This window comes from Gordonia caeni, assembly GCF_039537105.1.
Classification (GTDB): Bacteria; Actinomycetota; Actinomycetes; order Mycobacteriales; family Mycobacteriaceae; genus Gordonia; species Gordonia caeni.
This window is the reverse complement of the sequence record NZ_BAAAZW010000006.1, coordinates 179298-193326: the sequence shown is the minus strand read 5'-3', so window position 1 is coordinate 193326 and position 14029 is coordinate 179298. Positions and strand designations below refer to the sequence as shown.

Genomic DNA, 14029 nt, shown 5'->3' with positions numbered 1-14029 from the left:
ACTGGCCACACGGGAGCTCGATCAGCTCGCGCGACCCCGCACCGGAATCCGGAATTCATGTTGTGCCGCAACAACTATCACGTCGTCGGTAACGGACGGATCCGATCGCTCGGTACCGCAGCCGAGGCCGCGCAGGCGATGGCCGACGGCTCCGTCCGCGCCGTCGTAGGCGCCATCCCGTTCGATGTGCGCGAGCGCGCCGCACTGACCGCCCCCGAAACCCTCGAGGTGCACGACGGCCCGTGGCGTCCGGCGCCGGTCACCGGTGCGCCCCGCATCCGGATCGACGCGATGGAGCCCTCGCTCGAGGCGCATCGCCGCCGCGTGGCCGATGCCGTCGCGACCCTGGCCGCTTCCGCCGGCGGCCTGCAGAAGGTGGTGCTGGCGCGCAGCGTTCTGCTCCGCGCCGAGGAGCCGCTGGCGGCGTGGGATCTGGCCTCGGCGCTGCGGTCGGCGGACCCGCGCGGCTCGTTGTTCGTGACCGATCTCTCCCCCGCCGGCCGCGCGGCCGCCCTGGTCGGAGCCAGCCCGGAAGTCCTGGTGCGCAAAGTGGGCACGCGGGTGAGCGCCCAGCCGCTCGCCGGCTCGGCGCCGCGCAGCACCGACGCCGCCGTCGACCGGGCACGGGGCCGAGCCCTGGCCGCCTCGGCCAAGGACCTCGCCGAGCACCGCTACGTGGTCGCCGCGATCGCCGATGCGCTCGCGCCGCTGTGCCACCGACTCGACGTCCCGGACCGGCCCGAGCTGATGACGACACCGGCGATGTGGCACCTGGGCACGCCGATCAGCGGGGAACTGCGCAGTCACGATCTCAGCGCCCTCGATGTGGCCCTCGCGGTGCACCCGACGCCGGCGATCTGCGGCACGCCCACCGTGCGGGCACGCGACCACATCCTCGCCACCGAGGGCGACCGTGGTTTCTATTCCGGCGCGGTGGGCTGGGCCCGCAGCGGACGCGACGGCGGCGACGGCGAGTGGATGGTCGCCATCCGCTGCGCCGAGGTGTCCGACGACGGCCTCACCGCCCGAGCCTGGGCCGGGGGCGGCATCGTCGCCGACTCCGATCCGGATGCCGAACTGGTGGAGACGCAGGCGAAGCTGGCGACGGTGCTGCGGGCGCTGGGCGTCGATCCCGCCGCCGACCCGACGACCGATCTCAGTCCGACGTGAGTTCGCGCACCCAGGAACCGATCAGCGGGTCCGCGGCCAGGACCACGATGTCCGCACGCACCGCCCCGGCCGCGCGCCACCGCTCGATCAACGACATCAGCCGCACCGAGTCCAGCCCCTGGTCCATCACATTCGTCTCATCCGTGAGCTGCGCCGGAGGGACGTCGAGCACCTCGGCGACGTCGGCGATGATCCGGTCGCGATCGAGTTTCGGATTCGGCATGATGGCTCCTTCGGCGGTGATCGGGTGCGGCGAGCGGTCAGCATACTCACCACCGCGCGTACCCCGATCTCCCATCGAGTCGGTTCCCACCCAGACGAGAGGACGTTGATGTCGACCACCGGATCCCGAGGACTGCTTCGCGGACTGCTCATCGACATCACCCCGCTGCGGATCAGCCCGGCCTTTCGCCGCGTCTTCATCGCCCGGGCGATCTCCCTGCTCGGCATCGGCATGCTGGTGGTGTCGGTGCCGGTCCAGATGTGGGAGCTGACGCATTCGTCGGTGCAGGTGGGCGCGGCGACCGCGGTGGCCGGAATCACCAGCTTCGCCGGGATGCTGCTCGGCGGGATCCTGGCCGACCGCTTCGATCGGCGCATCCTGATCCTCGCCGGACGATCGACCGCCGCCGCCGCGTTCGCCGGTCTGGCGCTCAACGCCGTCGGCGTCTTCGGCGGCACGCCGCTGGTCTGGGTGCTCTACGTCCTGGCCGGGATCGACGGCCTGATCGGCGCGTTGTCGGGGGCCGCACTGATGGCCGCGGTCCCCACCATGATCCCGCGCCGCCATCTCGCCGCGGTGGGAGCCCTCGGCTCACTGACCGTCCGCGTGGGCACCGCCGCCGCCCCCGGCGTGGCCGGGCTCATCATCAACTTCGGCGGGGTCTCGTGGACCTACACCGTGTCCGCGGTGCTGGCCACCATCACCGTCCTGATCCTGCTGGGCCTGCCCTCGATGCCCCCGCACGCCACGCTGGCCGATGCGGCCCCGACCGGGTCACCCGACGGCGGCGGCGATGACGGCGACACCGTCGCCGGGGCACCACCGGTCCGGCCGGCGCTCGGCGCCTTCTTCCGCGAGTCGCCCCTGGTGCTGTCGGTGATGCTGATCGGCATGGTCACCATGCTGGGCGCCGGCCTGGTGGCGTTGCTGCCCGCGCTGGTCGCCGAACGCTTCGACGACCGGGCCGGTGCCGTCGGCTTCCTGATGGCGGCCACCGCCGCCGGCGCCCTGATCGCCACCCTGACCAGTGGCTGGATCAGCGGTACGCGCCGTCCCGGAGTGGTCCTGCTGACCGCCGCGATCATCGGCTTCGCCCTGATCGCCGTGCTCGGCACCGTCCCCACGCTCTGGGTGGCCCTGCTGCTTGTACTGGTGATCGGATTCCTCGACGCGATCCAGGAGGTGGTGCGCTACATGCTGATTCAGCAGCACACCCCGGGGCCGCTGCTGGGACGGGTGAACGGCATCTGGATGGCCCAGGAGATCAGCGGCGTCACGGTGGGCGCTCTCGCCGCCGGTGCGATCGGCGCCTTCTGGGCGGCACCGACAGCGGTCGTGATCTACGGCTTGGTGCTGGTGGTCTTCGGCGTCGTCGCGGCCGCCGCACTCGGTGCCCTGCGCGCCGTGCGCGGGATCGATACCCGCGAGTCCGAGATCACCGCGTCGAAGTAAGGGTAGCCAAAGTTGATCTGTTAATCATCCGTCCAGCCTCGGAGCCGACCAGGACGACCCGCAGTACCGCACCGCGATCTCGCAGCTGGTGGTGTCCAATCTCCTCAAGATCCGCGACGGCAAGCAGAACGAGGCCGTTCCGGTCGCCAACATCACGCTGAGCCAGGCGGTCGAGTCGGTGTGGCTCTACGTCTTCGCCGGGATCCTGGCCCCGCTCGGTTTCGGCATCGCGATGATGATGCCGAGCGTCGGCGTCTCCGGAATTCCGGTCTCCCAGCTGCTGCAGATCGGCTTCACCGGCTCGCGCCTCGGCCTGCAGTATCTGTACCAGGGCACCAGCAGCGCCGTGCTCAACCAGTGTGTCGCCCGGGTGACCGATGAGCAGAAGGCCCTGGCCGGCAAGCCCAGCGAGACCGTCACCTACGACGTCCCCATCCACCCGCTGCTCCAGGGCGCCGCCGACCAGCTGGCGCTGGCCGACAACGACACCTGCACGCCGATCGGCGACCTCTCTCTCGGCCGGATCTTCACGCGCACCGCCGACTACGCCAAGGCCTCTGCGCCGAGCACTGCCGCCAAGCGGCGGATCGACGCCGAGACCACCCAGATCCTCCGGCAGATGAAGGCGACGCCGGTCCCGCACAACCTGATCCCGGCCGACCCCTCCGACTTCACCTCCACCGAATCGACCCTGTCGATGGTCGGTCCGGTGATCCTGTCCGTCATTCCGCAACTCGGCGGTCTGGTCGGCGGCGCGGCGGGGGTCGACCTGAGCTTCCTGGACTTCCTGGGGTACCTCGGCGGCGCACCGCTGGACATGGCGATCGGCCTCGGCCACAACATCGGCCAGGGCGACGACCTGACCGAGATGGTGAGCGTGCACGACCTCACCGTCACCAAGTCGCTGACGGCCGCCTACTACGCCTACTACTTCTCGCTGTACCTGTTCACCACCCTCGGCGGGCTCCTGGTTCCGCCGACCAGCGTGCCGCTCGCCGGCGGCGCACTCACCGTGGGCGTCTCCCCGACCAAGATGGTCGGCGCCGTGCTGGGTCTGCCCCTCACCTACGGCCTGATCACCTTCCACAACGTGGTCCGGTCGATGTGCCTGCGCGAGGACGACCTGACCGGGACCGGTCTGGGCGCCGAGGCCAACAAGCAGAACCCTCAGGCACACGCCGAGGCGGTCGCCGAGAAGGCGAAGAACGAGAAGAAGACCGCGAAGAAGACCCGGCAGCGCACGACCGGCACGAGCCCCCGGACCGGCACGCGGCCGGCGCCGGACAGCAGTTCGGCGCGCCCGAGCACACCGCCGGCGTCCACGACCGGGTCCGCACCCGCGGCGACCTCGTCCGCGACGCGGCCGGATCGTCCTACAGTGGGACGATGACCCGTGCGCGCACCCTTCTCGATTCCGTTCCGACCGGCCTGTGGATCTCCAATCAGTCCGTAGCCGCACGCTCCGGACAGACCTTCGAGGTCGCCGACCCGGCGACCGGTGACCTGCTGACCAGCGTCGCCGACGGCGACGCCGACGACGCCCTCGCCGCCCTGGACACCGCCGTCGAGGCCGGCCCGGAGTGGGCCGCCACCGCCCCGCGCACCCGCGGCGAGATCCTCCGCGCCGCCTTCGAGGAGGTGACCGCGCGCGCCGACGACTTCGCCCTGCTGATGACACTGGAGATGGGCAAGATCCTGCCGGAGAGCCGCGGCGAGGTGACCTACGGCGCCGAGTTCCTGCGCTGGTTCAGCGAGGAAGCCGTTCGGATCCACGGCCGCACCGCCACCGCCCCGGCCGGCAACGGGCAGATCCTGGTGGTCAAGCAGCCGGTGGGACCGGCCCTGGCGATCACCCCGTGGAACTTCCCGCTCGCGATGGGCACCCGGAAGATCGGCCCCGCCCTGGCCGCCGGCTGTCCCATCCTGGTCAAGCCCGCCGAGGACACCCCCCTCACGATGCTGCTGCTGGCGCAGGTCTTCGCCGACGCCGGGCTGCCGCCCGGCGTGCTGTCGGTGCTGCCGACCACCCGCGCCGCCGAGGTCTCGGAAGCTCTGATGTCCGACCCGCGGCTGCGGAAGGTCTCGTTCACCGGCTCCACCGGCGTGGGCCGCCAGTTGATCCGCCAGAGCGCCGATCAGATCCTGCGCACGTCGATGGAGCTCGGCGGCAACGCGCCGTTCATCGTCTTCGACGACGCCGACCTGGATACCGCCGTGGACGGGGCGATGGCGGCGAAGATGCGCAACGGCGGCGAGGCGTGCACCGCGGCCAACCGGATCCTGGTGCAGAACGGCATCCGGCCGGCGTTCACCGAGGCGCTCGCGGCGCGCATCGCCGACATGGCGGTGGGGCCCGGGTACGACGACGCCAGTGCCCTGGGACCGATCATCAACGCCAAACAGCTCGACTCGGTGGCCGGTCTGGTGGACGAGGCCGTCGCCGCGGGCGCCATCGTGCACACCGGCGGCACCACGCTCGATCGCCCCGGCCACTTCTACGCCCCCACCGTGCTCTCCGACGTCCCCGAACAGTGCGCGATCACCCGTCAGGAGATCTTCGGGCCGGTCGCGGTGATCTCGGGCTTCGACACCGAGGACGAGGCCGTGGCCCGCGCGAACGCCACCGAGTACGGCCTGGCCGCCTACTTCTACACGCGTGACCTCGACCGGGTCGCGCGGGTCTCCGCCGCCCTCGAGTACGGGATGGTCGGTGTCAACCGCGGGGTGATCTCCGATGCGGCGGCGCCGTTCGGCGGTATCAAGGCCTCCGGCCTCGGTGTGGAAGGCGGCAGCGAGGGCATCGAGGAGTACCTCAACACCAAGTACATCGCCCTGACCTGACGCCGCCGGCCTGACCCCGTCGGCCTGCCCCCCGCCGACCTGTCCGTTCGGACAGGCCGGGTGCCCCGTTCGGCCAGTTCCCGCGCCGGCGCCGCGGCCCTAGCGTCGAATCATGACAGTCGTCGCCGAGCTCACCGGTCCCGCGAGGGAGCTGCGGGTGCGCCGCTGCGCGGGGGCGACCGGCTTCACCGCCGTCGCCGACCGCGACGGCGTGCACCTGACCCATTCCCTCGACGAGACCACCGTCAGCGACCACCGGGTGGTCGCCGGGCTGTGCGCCCTGGTCTCCTCGGGCGCCCTGGCGGGTCAGGAGGAGTTCGAAACCGCCTTCACCCGGGTGGTCGAGGACTGCGGGCCCGACCCGGCCGCCGGGTGGCGTGCCTTCTACCGCAACTCGGTGCGCGAGCTGCGGTCCGGCCACTCCTCGTTCAGTCCGGTCCACCGCCGGGCCCGCTCCCTGCTGGTGGGCGATTCGGTACTGGAGGTGGGATCCTGCTTCGGCTTCCTGGCCCTGCAGTGCGCGCAGGACGGCTACCAGGTGACCGCCTGCGACATCTGCCCGGGCGCGCTCGACCTGCTGGATGCGGCGGCGGCCGACCTGGGTGCGGCCGTCACGACCGTGGCCGGCGACGCCCGCGCCCTGCCCCAACCGGACGACGCGGTGGACACGGTGACGCTGATCCATCTGCTCGAGCACCTGGACGGTCCGGACGTGCAGGCAGCCATCGGCGAGGCGCTGCGCGTGGCCCGCCGGCGCGTGGTGATCGCCGTCCCCTACGAGTCCGAGCCGTCCGGGCACTTCGGGCACCGCCAGCGCCTGTCCGCCGCCGATCTGTCGCACTGGGCGAGCCGCTGGCCGGGCTGCACGGCGGAGATCTTCGCCGATCACGGCGGCTGGCTGGTGCTCGATCACCCCGGACCCTGCTGAGCCCCGGCCGCCTCCGCGCAGGCCCGGCGGATCAGATGTAGCCGCGTTTGCTGGCGACGTAGACCGCGTCGGTGCGCTTGGTGACGCCCAGCTTGCGGATCAGATTGCGGATGTGGAACTTGACCGTCGACTCGGAGATGTACAGGCGCCGGCCGATCGCCGCGTTCGACAGCCCGTCGGCCAGCAGCCGCAGCACCTCGCGCTCGCGGTCGGTCAGTTCCGCCGAGACGTTCCGCTCGCCGGACATGGTGCGCATCACGATCGTCGAACTGCGCGGGTCGAAGGCGCTGCCGCCGCCGGCGAGGGCCCGGATCGCCCGCACCAGCTCGGTGGTGTCGACGTCCTTGACCACGTAGCCGCGTGCCCCGGCCCGGACGGCCCGCACCACCAGGTCGTCGTCGAGGAAAGTGGTGAGCACCAGGATCGCCGGCTGCGGATCCCACCGGGTCAGCTCGGAGATCAGGCGCATACCCTCGTAGTCGGTGCCCGCGGTGAGCTTCAGGTCCACCACCACCACGTCGGGCCTGGTGTGCGCCACCTCCGCCAGCGCCGCGTCGAACGAGCCGGCCTCCCCGACCACCGCGATCCCGTCGTGCCGCTCGAGGACCGCACGCAGCCCCTCCCGCAGCAGTGCGTGATCGTCCACCAGCACGGTCCTGATCGGGGCCGCTCCGCCGTCTCGAATGGTCATGCCGGGCCCCTACCGTCGAATGGAATGTCCACGGCGATCCGCACCCCGCCCGCGCGGGACCGCCGGATCCGCAGCGTGCCGCCGAGTTCGGCCGCACGCGAGGCCATGTTCGCCAGGCCGCGGCGGCGCCCGCCGGCCACGTCGCCCGTGGCCGCCGCCCGCAGCAGCGCCCGCAGGTGCTCGGGCTGACCGGTCCCGTCGTCGTCGACGGCCAGCGTGATGTGCTCGTCCCCGTAACCGAGGGTCACCGTCACCTGGGCGGCCCCGGCGTGCACCGCCGCATTGAACAGCGACTCGCCCGCGATGCGCAGCAGCGCGTGCTGCACCTCGCCGGGCAGCTCCCGCGGGCGGCCGCGGACCACCACGGTGGCCGTGGTCTCCTCGGGCATGTGCAGTTCGCAGAGCCGGTCGAGAGTGTCGGCGATGCTGTCCGACGGCCCGCCGGCGTCGTTGAGCGTGTAGATCGCGTTGCGCAGCTGGGCGACCGCCTCCCGCGACAGCAGCATCGCCTTGTCCAGATGTTCGGCCACCGGTTCGGGCACCCCGCCGCGACACAGCTCGATCTGCAGCCCCGCCGACAGCACCGACTGCCCCACCGAGTCGTGCAGTTCCCGCGCGATCCGGGAACGCTCGACGTTCAGGAGCGCAGTGCGCTGCACCGCGGAGAGTTCCCGCTGGGTGCGTTCGAGTTCGGCGTTGCGGTCGGCCAGTTCCTGCGCCCGCCGCCGCGTCTCCAGGAAGAGCTCGGAGTTCACCAGCGCCACCGCCGCCTGTCCGGCGAGGATCTGCAACACCATCGGATCGGACTGATCCACCTGCCGGTCCGGGGGCGTCCACACCGAGAAGCCGCCCACCACGCGTCCGCCGTACTCGATCGGGGCGTGCAGGTGATGGTCTTCCACGATCGGCGCCGCGAGCACCGTCTTCTCCCCGCGCAGCACGTCGATGAGGCGGTTGAGGACCGCCACAGGCAGCTCGGTCGGGGCGTGCGCCACCCCGGCGCCCTCGAAGGCCACGATCCCCTGGTCGCGGGTGGCGATCAGGTGGCGCGGCGCCGCCTGCTCCAGCTGCCCGTCGGCCAGGGCGAACAGCACCCAGTCCGCGTCCAGGTGCTCGCGGATGGCCTCCAGCACCGCCACCACCAGCTGTTCCGGCCCCTGATCGGTCTGCACCAGCGCTTTGGAGATGCCCTCCAGTGCCGTCATCACCCGGTTCAGGCGTGCCGCGGTGCCGCGGTACTGCGCGTAGTGGCCGCCCTTGACACTGCTCAGTCCCACCAGGCTGGCGAGATCGACGTCCGGGCCGCTCATGGCTACAGCGCCTCCCGGTAGACGTCCAGGATCCCGGCGGCCTCGGGGCGCCGCGGATTGGTCAGCATGCACGAATCGCTCAGGGCCCGCTCGGTGAGCAGGTCCAGGTCGGCGGCCCGCACACCCAGCGGGGACAGCGTCGCCGGCATGCCCACCCGCTCGGCCAGACCGGCCACGGCCTCGGCCAGCCCATCGGCCACCGAGCGGGCGCTGCCCGACGCCGGCAGCCCGACGGCGGCGGCGAGTTCGGCGAAGTCTTCCGCGCAGACCTGGGCGTTGTACCGGATCACGTGTGGGAGCAGCACCGAGTTGACGGTGCCGTGCGGGGCGTCGCAGTAGCCGCCCACCGGATGACTCATGGCGTGGGTGGCCCCGAGGATCGCATTGGTGAAGGCCATCCCGGCGCGCAGCGCCGCCAGCGACATCTCGGTGCCGGCCTGCTCGTCGGCGGGATCGTGGACCAGTCGCTCCAGGTTGGTCCAGACGCCGGTGAGCGATTCCACGGCGAGCGCATCGGTCAGCCGGCCGCGCGCCAGCGAGACGAAGGCCTCCACGCAGTGCGTCAACGCGTCCATGCCCGCCTGCGCGATCACCGCGGACGGGGCCGTGGTGACCAGCACCGGATCGATCACCGCCACGTTGGGCACCAGGGTGCGCCCCACGATGGTGACCTTGGTGCGGCGTTCGGTGTCGTTGATGATGCAGAACTGCGAGACGTCGGCGCCGCTGCCTGCGGTGGACGGCACCGCCACCAGCGGTGGCAGCGACTGCACCGCCTTGTCGATGCCCTCGTACTCCAGGATGTGGCCGCCGTTGGCGGCCAGCACCGCCACCCCCTTGGCCGTGTCGATCACCGATCCCCCGCCCAGCGCCACCAGCCCGTCGGCGCGGTGCTCGCCGTAGGCGGAGCGACCGGCGATCACCTCCTCCGCGCGCGGATTCGGTGTCACGTCGAGGTAGGCGGCCGGGGTCAGTCCCCGCCCGCGCAGATCGGCCAGCAGCCGGGAGAACCATTCGGTCTCGGCCAGTCGCCGGTCGGACACCACCAGCGGGCGGCTCACGCCCAGCGCCGCGACCGCGTTGGCCGCCTCGGCCAGGGCCCCGGGACCGAACAGGATCTCCGGGGTGTGGAACTTGGTCACGCGGCGCATCGCCGAGTCTCCTCCTACGTTCACCCGTCCAGTGTGCGCGCGGCGGTCACCGGAGCGCATTCCCCAGTTCGTCGCAGCGCTCGAGGACCTCGGCCCCGTCGCGTGCACTCACCACTCCCGCACATTCTTCCGCGTACGCGGCGAGCGCACACCCGGTCTGGCTCCAATAGCGCTCCGGTTCCGGCGTCAGCCAGGCCACCCGGTGGGCGCGGCGGGCGATGTCGGCGAACAGGTCGGTGCGCGGATCGAAAGCGTTGTGCCGGGCGTCACCGACCACCAGGAGGCTGGTGCGCGAGCCGATCAGGTCGCCGTGCTCGTCCAGCAGTTCGTGCCACATCCGGCCGTAGTCGCTGGTCGCCGACAGATCCAGGCCGTCGGCGGCCAGCACCGCCGCGAGGGCGCCGTCCGGGGAGGCGGTGCGCAGCGCCTGGGTGACGCGGACCGGCCGATCCACGAATGCCACCACCTCGCAGCGGTCGCCGAAGGCGTGCAGCGTCTGCGCGAGCCGCAGGATGAAGCCGGTGACCGGGCGCACCGAGATGGACACGTCCACGAGCACCACCAGGCGCACCGGCCCCGGGGTCCGGCGGCGGCGCCACAGTTCCAGGGGGACCCCGTCGGTGGCGAGGGCCGCGCGCATGGTGCGCCGGAAGTCCAGGCGGCCGGCCGCCGAGATGCGGCTGACCCGGCGGGGTGCGCCGCGCATGCGCTGGATCAGCCGGTGGCAGGCGCGGTCGATGTCGGCCTGATCGCGGTGGATGCGGGTCGGCGGATCGTCGTCGGTGCCGACCACCGCGGCCGAGGCCAGCCGTTCGGTCAGCGCCTCCACGAATCGGGTCAGGGCCTCCTCGAGTTCGGCGATCGCGGCGTCGTCGAGCCCGGCCGCCCCGTCCACGCCGTAGGCGTGCCGTCCGTCGGCGGCGTCGAGCGCCCGCAACAGCCCCGCCGCGTCGGCCAGGCTGAGCGTGGTGCCCTCCACGCGCGTGGCCGCGGCGGTGAGCTCGCCGACCTGGGAGGCGTCGGCGTGATCGACTTCCACCGTGTAGGTGACGCCGCCGGAGACGTTCGACGAGTCCGTGTCGACCTGCAGTTCCTCGGCGCCCGCGGACACCGAGAAGTCGTTCTCCTCGCGGTGCGCGCTCTCGCCGTGCCGTTCCCGGGCGTCCGGGTCGTCGACCATCAGGTCGCCGATCTCCACCGTGTGCTCGTCGGCGCCGATCAGCCGGCCGGCACCGTCGAAGTCCTCGTCCCACTCGATCTCGTCGGGCAGCCCGGACAGCAGTCCCCGCACCCGCGGCAGGTCGGCGGGCCCGGCGCCGGCGGGATGCCCGAGGAAGAACAGCGAGAAGGCCTCCTCGAAGGGCTCGCGTTCGTAGCCGTACTTCACGCTGACCGACCGCAGCGCGGTTCGCAGCACGTCCAGGTCACCGGCCCCGACAATGTCGAGGACCCGGCAGATCTCGATCACCTCGGCCGGTGAGGCGGCCACCGAGAAGGCCCGCAGCACCCGGCCGAACTCGACCGCGACGCGGACCAGGAGCCGCTCGCGGCCCGCCGTACCGGTGACGAGCGCGGTGTCCACGTCAGCTCCGGGCGGCACTGCGGGCGCGGCCGGCGCCGAAGGCCCGTTCGGTGACGCTCCCGCCCGGGCTCGATCCGTCCACGCCGACCGGGATCGTCTCTCCGCCGGGCGCATCGTCGCCCAGGCTGCGTCGCACATGGTCCAGGTCGCTGCCGAACTTCACCAGCAGGGACATCAGCGCGCGGTTCTGGCCGCCGATGGTCTCGGCGTCGGTGGGGGTGCCGCCCGCGCCGGACAGTCGTGCGGCGGCGCGGGCGGCGTCGATCACCTCTGCGATCGACGGACTCTTGCGCAGCGGCAACTCGCGCAGCCGGCGCGCCAGGTCCACGACCTCGGCGATCACCGACTCCTCGACCTCCGGGGCGCGCACCGCGACGATGGCGCGCTCACGCTCGGCATCGGGGTAGGCCACCTGGAAGTGCAGGCAGCGGCGTTTGAGCGCCGGCGACAGTTCCCGGGTGTCGTTGGAGGTGAGGATCACCCACGGCGCCGACCGCGCGGCGAAGGTCCCCAGCTCGGGCACGGTCACCTGGCGTTCGGCGAGCACCTCGAGCATCACCGCCTCCATCGCCTCGTCGGTGCGGTCGATCTCGTCCACCAGCAGCACCGTGGGCTGCTCGGAGACGATGGCGGCCAGCAGCGGGCGGGGCACCAGGAAGTCCTCGCTGTAGACGCCAACCTCGGTGCGCGCCAGCGCCGAAGACGCTTCGGCCAGCGAGTCGTAGGCGGCCAGTTCGGCACTGATCCGGTCTCGGAGCATCTGCACGTGCAGCAGTTGCCGGGCGTAGTCCCACTCGTAGAGGGCCCGCGAGTCGTCGAGCCCCTCGTAGCACTGCAGCCGGATCAGTTCGCGTCCCGAGGCCGCGGCCAGCGCCTTGGCCAGTTCGGTCTTGCCGACCCCGGCCGGGCCCTCCAGCAGCAGCGGGCGGTCGAGCAGGGTGGCCAGGTGCAGCACCACCCCGAGATCGTCCTGAATCAGATAGCCCTGGTCGGCCAGGGCCGCGGTCAGCGCCTCGACGGTGTCGAACTCGGCCGGGGCGGCGTCGGGGGTCGGCGCGTCGGGGCGTGCAACGGGAGTGGCAGTCATCGTGTCCTCGAGTCGGCGAAGGGTCGAGTGGGGTGCCCGTGCCGCCGGACCCCGGAGCGGGGGGGTGGGTCCGGCGGCACGCGCGGCGTGGTCGGACGGCGTCAGTAGCTGTCGACCATGGCGTGGCGCACCATCGGGATCATCGACTCGACGGTGCAGGTGCGCGGATTGCCCGGAGTGCACCAGTCGCCCATCATGTGCTCGGAGATGGCGCGGATCTGCTCCTCGGAGGTGTCGACCCCTTCACCCTTGCCGGCGTACTTGCCGGTGTTCATCCGGTTCTTGTCGTAGCTGTTGACGTTCAGCTGACCGAAGTTGTCCGGGATGCCGACGTCCTTGGAGATCCGGATGGCCTCCTCGACGGCGGCGTCGGCGGCCTGCACGGTGCTCATGCCCCGCGTGTTGACGCCGAGCAGCTGGGCGATGTCGGCGAACCGCTCATAGCGCGAAGGCAGGTTGTACTCCCAGACACGCGGCAGCGCGATCGCGTTGTTCAGGCCGTGGTGGCTGTCGTAGAAGGCGCTGAAGGCGTGCGAGAGCGAGTGCACCAGACCCAGGCCGCCGGAGTTGAAGGCCTGCGCGGCGATGTACTGCGCGTGCATCATGCCGGTGCGGGCCTCGAGGTTGTGCGGCTCGAAGACCGCGGTGCGCAGGTGGTCGCGGATCAGCTCGATGGCGTACTTGGCGTTGCCCAGCGACGGCGCGAAGTCCAGCCGCGAGACGTACGGCTCGCTGCAGTGGGCCAGCACGTCGAAGCCGCAGAACGCGGTGAAGTGCTCGGGGCACGAGTAGTACAGCAGCGGGTCGTCGATCGCCAGGTCCACCAGACAGGTGTCGTCGAAGGCCACCCACTTGTGCGGGTTGTCCATGTCGGAGGTGTCGGTGATGACGTACGCCCAGGAGGTCTCCGAGCCGGTGCCGGCCGTCGTGGAGACCGCGATGTGCTTCGGGTTCTCCTTGTTGGTGGCCTTGGAGAAGCCCTCGAACTCGTTGATGTTGCGGCCGTCGTGCGCGATCACCATGCGCGCACCCTTGGCGGCGTCGTGGCTGGAGCCGCCGCCGACACTGATGATGCCGTCGCACTTCTCCATCTGGTACCGCGCGGCGGCGTCCATGCAGTTGTAGTCCTTGGGGTTGGACTCGACCTCGTCGAAGACGACGACGTCCACGCCCTGGTACTCGATCTTGCCCTTGAGCTCGTCGATGATGCCCGAGCCGCGCAGACCGGTGGTCATCAGCAGCACGCGGGTCATGCCGAGATCCTTGGCCTCGACGCCGATCATGTCGTGGGCGCCGACCCCGAGCTTGGCCTTGGGGAAGGGATGGAACTCCTTGATCGGGAAATCCCAGATCTGATTTAGCTCGATTGCCATCGCGGAAGTCTCCTTGTCGAACGGTCTGTGGAATCTGTCGGACCTCCTCAGACTGTTCGCCAGGTCACACCCCCGACAAGGGCCCCTGACCCCCTGCGCGCGGGGTCGGCCCCACCGGTCAGGTGACCCCCTGTCCGATCGGACAGGTCTACCCGCGCCGGGACCCGAACGGACCCGCAGCCGTCTCCGGCGAAGCAAGAGCGAACCGACAGCGGCCCTCT

General features: G+C 71.4%; 12 protein-coding genes. 5 read left to right on the top strand and 7 right to left on the bottom strand.

Features of this window, described 5'->3' with window-relative positions:
* The first annotated feature begins 57 nt into the window (after positions 1–57).
* Complete coding sequence (locus ABD732_RS11730; RefSeq protein ID WP_344783859.1) at positions 58–1170, top strand: isochorismate synthase; 1113 nt, start codon at positions 58–60, stop codon at positions 1168–1170.
* On the opposite strand, the gene ABD732_RS11725 is transcribed toward ABD732_RS11730, so the two are convergent.
* Positions 1157–1393, bottom strand: a complete 237-nt coding sequence (locus ABD732_RS11725) for a phosphopantetheine-binding protein (RefSeq protein WP_344783857.1) — start codon at positions 1391–1393, stop codon at positions 1157–1159. The two genes, ABD732_RS11730 and ABD732_RS11725, sit on opposite strands and share 14 nt — an antisense overlap.
* A gap of 108 nt (positions 1394–1501) precedes the next feature.
* Here ABD732_RS11725 and ABD732_RS11720 point away from each other — a divergent pair, with 108 nt between their 5' ends.
* The 4 genes from ABD732_RS11720 (at position 1502) to mftM (ending at position 6614) form a co-directional block, all read left to right on the top strand.
* On the top strand, positions 1502–2845 hold the full coding sequence (locus tag ABD732_RS11720; protein WP_344783855.1) for an MFS transporter: 1344 nt from the start codon (positions 1502–1504) through the stop codon (positions 2843–2845).
* 91 nt (positions 2846–2936) lie between these two features.
* On the top strand, positions 2937–4235 hold the full coding sequence (locus tag ABD732_RS11715; RefSeq protein ID WP_344783853.1) for a hypothetical protein: 1299 nt from the start codon (positions 2937–2939) through the stop codon (positions 4233–4235).
* Entirely contained in the window at positions 4232–5686 is a 1455-nt protein-coding gene (locus ABD732_RS11710) for an NAD-dependent succinate-semialdehyde dehydrogenase (protein ID WP_344783851.1), read from the top strand. Before ABD732_RS11715 ends, ABD732_RS11710 begins: the two co-directional genes overlap by 4 nt.
* A 112-nt stretch (positions 5687–5798) precedes the next feature.
* On the top strand, positions 5799–6614 hold the full coding sequence (mftM, locus tag ABD732_RS11705; RefSeq protein ID WP_344783849.1) for a mycofactocin oligosaccharide methyltransferase MftM: 816 nt from the start codon (positions 5799–5801) through the stop codon (positions 6612–6614).
* 31 nt (positions 6615–6645) lie between these two features.
* On the opposite strand, the gene ABD732_RS11700 is transcribed toward mftM, so the two are convergent.
* From ABD732_RS11700 to mdo, 6 genes are all read right to left on the bottom strand, one after another.
* A complete protein-coding gene (locus ABD732_RS11700) occupies positions 6646–7305 on the bottom strand; it encodes a MadR family response regulator transcription factor (RefSeq protein WP_344783847.1) in 660 nt (219 codons plus the stop codon).
* Entirely contained in the window at positions 7302–8615 is a 1314-nt protein-coding gene (locus ABD732_RS11695; protein ID WP_344783845.1) for a MadS family sensor histidine kinase, read from the bottom strand. The genes ABD732_RS11700 and ABD732_RS11695 overlap by 4 nt, the downstream gene beginning before the upstream one ends.
* Positions 8616–8617: 2 nt before the next feature.
* Positions 8618–9826 (bottom strand): iron-containing alcohol dehydrogenase, encoded by a 1209-nt coding sequence (locus ABD732_RS11690; protein ID WP_425553035.1) that lies wholly within the window; start codon positions 9824–9826, stop codon positions 8618–8620.
* Positions 9813–11348, bottom strand: a complete 1536-nt coding sequence (madC, locus tag ABD732_RS11685; RefSeq protein WP_344783843.1) for a MadC family VWA domain-containing protein — start codon at positions 11346–11348, stop codon at positions 9813–9815. The genes ABD732_RS11690 and madC overlap by 14 nt, the downstream gene beginning before the upstream one ends.
* Before the next feature lies 1 nt (position 11349).
* Positions 11350–12435, bottom strand: coding sequence for a MadB family AAA-type ATPase (locus ABD732_RS11680; protein ID WP_344783841.1), 1086 nt, complete (start codon positions 12433–12435; stop codon positions 11350–11352).
* A 101-nt stretch (positions 12436–12536) separates the two neighbouring features.
* Positions 12537–13808 carry an NDMA-dependent methanol dehydrogenase gene (gene mdo / locus ABD732_RS11675; RefSeq protein WP_344783839.1) on the bottom strand — a complete coding sequence of 424 codons (1272 nt, stop codon included), beginning with the start codon at positions 13806–13808 and terminating at the stop codon, positions 12537–12539.
* Positions 13809–14029 lie beyond the last annotated feature (221 nt).

Excerpts from the sequence above, each read along its gene's own strand:
- ABD732_RS11730 (WP_344783859.1), top strand. The coding sequence starts at position 58 with ATGTTGTGCCGCAACAACTATCACGTCGTCGGTAACGGACGGATCCGA.
- ABD732_RS11725 (WP_344783857.1), bottom strand. The coding sequence starts at position 1,393 with ATGCCGAATCCGAAACTCGATCGCGACCGGATCATCGCCGACGTCGCC.
- ABD732_RS11720 (WP_344783855.1), top strand. The coding sequence starts at position 1,502 with ATGTCGACCACCGGATCCCGAGGACTGCTTCGCGGACTGCTCATCGAC.
- ABD732_RS11710 (WP_344783851.1), top strand. The coding sequence starts at position 4,232 with ATGACCCGTGCGCGCACCCTTCTCGATTCCGTTCCGACCGGCCTGTGG.
- mftM (WP_344783849.1), top strand. The coding sequence starts at position 5,799 with ATGACAGTCGTCGCCGAGCTCACCGGTCCCGCGAGGGAGCTGCGGGTG.
- ABD732_RS11700 (WP_344783847.1), bottom strand. The coding sequence starts at position 7,305 with ATGACCATTCGAGACGGCGGAGCGGCCCCGATCAGGACCGTGCTGGTG.
- ABD732_RS11695 (WP_344783845.1), bottom strand. The coding sequence starts at position 8,615 with ATGAGCGGCCCGGACGTCGATCTCGCCAGCCTGGTGGGACTGAGCAGT.
- ABD732_RS11690 (WP_425553035.1), bottom strand. The coding sequence starts at position 9,826 with ATGCGCTCCGGTGACCGCCGCGCGCACACTGGACGGGTGAACGTAGGA.
- ABD732_RS11680 (WP_344783841.1), bottom strand. The coding sequence starts at position 12,435 with ATGACTGCCACTCCCGTTGCACGCCCCGACGCGCCGACCCCCGACGCC.
- mdo (WP_344783839.1), bottom strand. The coding sequence starts at position 13,808 with ATGGCAATCGAGCTAAATCAGATCTGGGATTTCCCGATCAAGGAGTTC.